Below are 5,181 nucleotides of genomic sequence, written 5' to 3'. Positions count from 1 at the left end.
GCCATCGCGCCGCGGCGCCGACGTGCCGCCGCCCCGGGGGCCGCGCCGGCCCCCGGCCCCGCCACGCCCGCCCAGGCCGCCGCTCGTGCTGCGGCTGGGCAGCCCGCGCAGGCGGATCAACATCGGCCTGATCGGCATGACGTTCATCCTGTCGATCTTCGCCGGCCGGCTGATCCAGATGCAGGGCCTCGACTCCAAGGTGTACGAGGCCGCCGCCGCCGACCAGCGCACCCACATCCAGGACATCCCGGCCAAACGAGGCTCGATCACCGACGTCAACGGCCACGAGCTGGCCGTCACCGTCGAGGCCCGCGAGGTGTCGATCGACCCCACCAAGGTCCCCGCCTCCGTACGCTCGAAGGCGGCCGCCATCCTGGCCCAGCAGCTCGGCAAGACGGAGCAGGAGATCGCCGCCAAGCTGGCCAAGGACAACACTCGCTACCAGCTCCTGGCCAGGGACGTCGACCCTGTGGTGGCGACCCGGCTGCTGCAGGCGCGGGTGCCGGCGCTGTCGACGAAGAAGACCTACCGCAGGCTCTACCCGGCGGGCGACCTGGCCGGCAGCCTGATCGGGTTCGTCGGCGACGAGGGCAACGGCCTCGGCGGCATGGAGCAGAGCAAGGACACGCTGCTGGCCGGCCGCGACGGCAAGCAGCGCGTCGAGACGGGCCGCGACGGCCAGCAGATCCCGATGACCAGCAGCCAGCGCACGGCCCCCGTCAACGGCCAGGACATCCGGCTGACCATCGACCGCGACATCCAGTGGGCCGCGCAGAAGTCGATCGCCGAGCAGGTGGACAAATCCGGCGCCGACAGCGGCACCGTGATCGTCATGGACGTGCGGACGGCGCAGATCATCGCCATGGCCAACACGCCCGAGCTCGACCTGAACAACTGGCGCAAGGCCCCCGAGTCGAGCTACGTGAACAAGGCCGCGGCCGACGTGTTCGAGCCGGGCAGCACCAACAAGGTGATCACCGCCGCCGCGGCGCTCGAGGCCAGGACGGTGACGCCCGACACGGTCTACCAGGTGCCCGACCGGATCAAGTGCGCCGACCAGGTGCTGCGCGACGCCCACCCGCACAAGACGGAGTCGATGACGTTCCGGCAGGCCATGGCGCAGTCCAGTAACGTGGCCACGGTCATGGCGGCGCGCGAGGTGGGCAGCGAGCGCCTGCACCGGATGCTGCAGGCGTTCGGCTTCGGCAGCGTGCCCGGCGGCGGCGTGCCGGGCGCGGAGGCGGGCCTGCTGCCCGGCTACAAGCAGTGGTCGGGCAGCCAGAACTGCACGGTCGCCTACGGGCAGGGCGTGTCGGTGACCGGGTTGCAGATGGCCAGCGTCTACCAGACCATCGCCAACGGCGGCGTCAAGATCGAGCCGCAGATCGTCGCCGGCACGACGGACGCGTCCGGCAGGTTCGTTCCCGCTCCCGCAGGTAAGCAGACCAAGGTGGTGAGTGAGACGACGGCCAAGGAGATCTCGACGATGCTGGAGAGCGCGGTGGGAGCGGAGGGGACCGGCCAGCTCGCCGCCATCCCCGGATACCGGGTGGCCGGCAAGACGGGCACGGCCAACCGCTACGATGCCGAACTCGGCCGCTACGAGGGCTACACTGCCTCGTTCGTCGGGTTCGCCCCGGCGGACGATCCCCGGCTGGTGGTGCTCTCGGTGCTGCAGAACCCGAAGAACGGCCATTTCGGCGGGCAGTTGGCGGCCCCCGTTTTCAAGGATGTGATGACGTTCGCCATCAAGAGCAGGAAGATTCCTCCCACAGGCTCCGCCGCGCCGCAGGTGCGGATGCGCGCGGGACAGTGACCAGGGAAGGTACGCTCTCGCCGTGCGTCCCCCGTCGTCTATGCGTCCCACGACCAGCCCGCCTCGCCCGCTGACCGGGCTCGCGACCATGCTCGACGCCGATTCCGGCACGTCGCGGTCGCCCCATGCCGCCCTGACCGGCGTCACGATCGACTCCCGCGGCGTCAGACGCGGCGATCTGTACGTCGCCCTGCCCGGCAACCGGATCCACGGCGCCACCTTCGCCGCCGACGCGATGGCGAGCGGGGCGGTCGCCGTGCTCACCGACCGCGCCGGCCGCGACGCGGCCGTGGCCACCGGGCTGCCCGTGCTGATCGTCCCCGACCCGCGTGCCCTGCTCGGGCAGATCTCCTCCTGGGTGTACGGGCAGCCCGCCCACGACATCCAGTTCCTCGGAGTCACCGGCACCAGCGGCAAGTCCACCACCACGTTCATGCTCGAGGCGGGCCTGCGGGCCGCCGGGCACCGGGCCGGGCTGGTGGGCGGCGTCGAGATCCGCGCGGGTGACCTGCGCTTCGAGCCCACGCTCACCACGCCCGAGGCGTCCGTCCTGCACGGCCTGTTCGCCCTGATGCGCGAGGAGGGCGTCAGCGCCGCGGCCATGGAGGTCTCCAGCCACGCGCTCGCGCTCGGCAGGGTCGACGGGATCTTCTACGACGTCGCCCTGTTCACGAACCTGTCGCAGGACCACCTCGACTTCCACAAGGACTTCGAGGACTACTTCGCGACCAAGGTCAAGCTGTTCCAGCCGGAGCTGAGCCGCGCGGGCGTGACCAACTTCGACGACCGCCACGGGCGGGAGCTGCTCCATCTGGCGAAGGTGCCGATGACGACGTTCTCGGCGCTGGGCGACCCGGAGGCCGAGTGGCGGGCGCTCGACGCCCGGCTCGGGGCGGACGGGAGCGCGTTCAGGGTGGTCGGGCCCGGCGGGGTCGAGGCCGACGCGCAGGTCGCGCTGCCGGGGCCGTTCAACGTCGCCAACGCGCTCGGGGCCATCGTGACCCTGGTCGAGGCGGGGGTGCCGCTGCAGACCGCGGTCCACGGGGTGGGTACGCTGACCGGAGTGCCCGGGCGGATGCAGCGGGTCACGGAGGCCGGCGACGAGTTCCAGGCGGTCGTGGACTACTCGCACAAGCCGGGCGCCGTGGAGTCGGTGCTCCGGTCGTTGCGCTCGGTCACGGCGGGCACGCTGACGATCGTGCTGGGCTGCGGCGGCGACCGCGACAAAGGCAAGCGGCCCATCATGGGAGAAATCTCGGCCGAGCTGGCGGATGTGGCCATTTTCACGAGCGACAATCCGCGCTCGGAGGATCCGCTCGCCATCCTCGCGACGATGATGGAGGGAGCGCTCCGCGTTCCGCAGCAGGACCGCGCTCATGTGATCATTGAGCCCGACCGCGCGGCCGCCATCGGCCTGGCGATCGCCCGGGCCGGGCGCGGCGACGTGATCGTCGTGGCAGGCAAGGGTCACGAGCAGGGCCAGTACGTTTCAGGCGAGGTGATCCCCTTCGACGACCGCGAAGTGGTCGCCGAAGCGATCGACGCACGCAAGGAAAGCAGGAAGCACTAATGATCCCGTTGCCTCTGGCCAGGATCGCCGAGATAACCTCGGGAGCCCTGTCGGGCATGGCCGATCCCCGCGCGGTGGTGCGCGGGCCCGTCGTGATCGACTCGCGGGCCGTTGAACCGGGATCCCTCTTCGTCGCCTTCAAGGGCGCGCGGGTCGACGGTCACGACTACGCCGCGCAGGCCATCCGGGCCGGAGCCGTCGCCGTACTGGCCACCAGGCCCGTCGAAGCGCCCGCGATCATCGTGCCCGACGCCGCCGCCGCGCTCGCCGAGCTGGCCGCCGCACAGACCCGGTCGCTGTCCAAGGTCACCGTCATCGGCGTGACCGGCTCGGCCGGCAAGACCAGCACGAAGGACCTGCTGGCCCGGCTGACCGGGCGGATCGGCTCCACCATCGCCCCCGTCGGCAGCTTCAACAACGAGCTGGGCCACCCGCTGACCGTGCTGCGGGCCGACCTCGACACCCGCTACATGGTGCTGGAGTTGGCCGCGCGCAACCTCGGCCACATCAAGGACCTGGCCCGCATCGCGCCGCCGCAGATCGGCGTGGTCCTCAACGTCGGCACCGCGCACCTCGGCGTGTTCGGCGGCAAGGAGGCCATCGCCAAGGCCAAGGGCGAGCTGGTGGAGTCGCTGCCGCGCACCGGCGTGGCCGTCCTCAACGCCGACGACCCGCTGGTGCGGGGGATGGCCTCGCGCACGGAAGCGCGCGTGACGTACTTCGGGCGGGGCGAGTCGGCGGCGATCCGGGCCGAGGGCGTCGTGATGGACGCCCGGGGGCGCGCCTCCTTCACGCTGCGCACCCCGTCGGGGGTGGCGCACGTGTCGCTGCAGTTGTACGGGGAGCACGCGGTCGAGAACGCGCTGGCCGCGGCCGCCGCCGGCTACGAGCTGGGGCTTCCGGTGGCCACGATCGCCGCGGAGCTGTCGGAGGCCACGCCGCGCAGCCGGTGGCGCATGGAGGTCACGGACCGGGCCGACGGGGTGACGGTCGTCAACGACGCGTACAACGCCAACCCGGACTCGATGCGGGCGGCCTTCGAGGCGTTCGCGGTGCTGGGGAAGGGGCGGCGGCGGTTCGCCGTCATCGCGGCGCTGCGGGAGCTGGGCGAGGAGGGGCCCGCCCTCAACGCCGACCTCGGCCGCCTGGCGGGCTCGGCCGGTCTGGCGGGACTGATCGTGGCCGGGCCGGAGGCGGGACCCGTCCTGGAGGGCGCCCACGCGGCGGCCCAGGCGGCCGCCGCCCAGCCGGGCGCTCCGCTGCCTGCTCCCGTTCAGCCGGGCGCTTCTTCGCCGGCTCCTGGACGGCCTGGCGCTTCTCAGCCGGGCCCCGCTCAGGCCGGCCCTGCGCAGCATGGTCCCGTTCAGCCTGGACTGGTTCAGCCCGGTCCCGGACAGCCTGGTCCTGTTCAGCCGGGTGTGGCTCTGCCGGGGGTGCATCCGGTGGGGCCCGGTCCGGTGGGGCCCGGTCCGGATGGTGTCCCGCACGCGCCAGGCCGGCCGGTCACGGGGCCTCAGGCGCACGCTGGGCCCGTACCGCCGCCGCCCGGTCCCCAGGCGCCCGGGCCGCATCCGGGCGCTCCTCAGGGCTGGCACGGCCCCGCCCCGGAATACGGCCCGGAATACGGCCCGGAGTACGGCCCGCCTCAGCAGGGCTGGCACGGGCCGGACGCCGGTGGGCCGCGGGAGTGGCATGAGGGCGGCCGGTCGTCGGCATCATCGGCGCTGGTCAACTGGCCAGGATGTCGCAGCCGGCCGCCATCGCGCTCGGCGTCGAGCTCCGGGTGCTGGCCAAC

At 72.6% G+C, this 5,181-nt stretch carries 2 protein-coding genes and 2 pseudogenes; 3 read left to right on the top strand and 1 reads right to left on the bottom strand.

All coding sequences use genetic code 11. The features are described from left to right. From AB0I15_RS66475 to murF, 3 genes and pseudogenes are all read left to right on the top strand, one after another. Positions 1–1,816 (top strand): penicillin-binding protein 2 (locus AB0I15_RS66475; protein ID WP_358121025.1); only part of this gene is annotated, 1,816 nt, incomplete at its 5' end. 40 nt (positions 1,817–1,856) lie between these two features. Beyond that, complete coding sequence (locus tag AB0I15_RS66470) at positions 1,857–3,386, top strand: UDP-N-acetylmuramoyl-L-alanyl-D-glutamate--2,6-diaminopimelate ligase (RefSeq protein ID WP_358121022.1); 1,530 nt, start codon at positions 1,857–1,859, stop codon at positions 3,384–3,386. Beyond that, a pseudogene (gene murF / locus AB0I15_RS66465) lies at positions 3,386–4,582 on the top strand (UDP-N-acetylmuramoyl-tripeptide--D-alanyl-D-alanine ligase); the annotation flags it as partial. The gene AB0I15_RS66470 and the pseudogene murF, both read left to right, overlap by 1 nt. Before the next feature lie 162 nt (positions 4,583–4,744). On the opposite strand, the pseudogene AB0I15_RS66460 reads toward murF, so the two are convergent. Next, positions 4,745–4,825, bottom strand: a pseudogene (locus AB0I15_RS66460) (hypothetical protein); the annotation flags it as partial. Positions 4,826–5,181: the final 356 nt, after the last annotated feature.

The organism is Nonomuraea sp. NPDC050643, from assembly GCF_040654715.1.
Taxonomy (GTDB): domain Bacteria; phylum Actinomycetota; class Actinomycetes; order Streptosporangiales; family Streptosporangiaceae; genus Nonomuraea.
The sequence above is the reverse complement of the archived record's forward strand: the minus strand, read 5'-3'. Positions and strand labels throughout refer to the sequence as shown.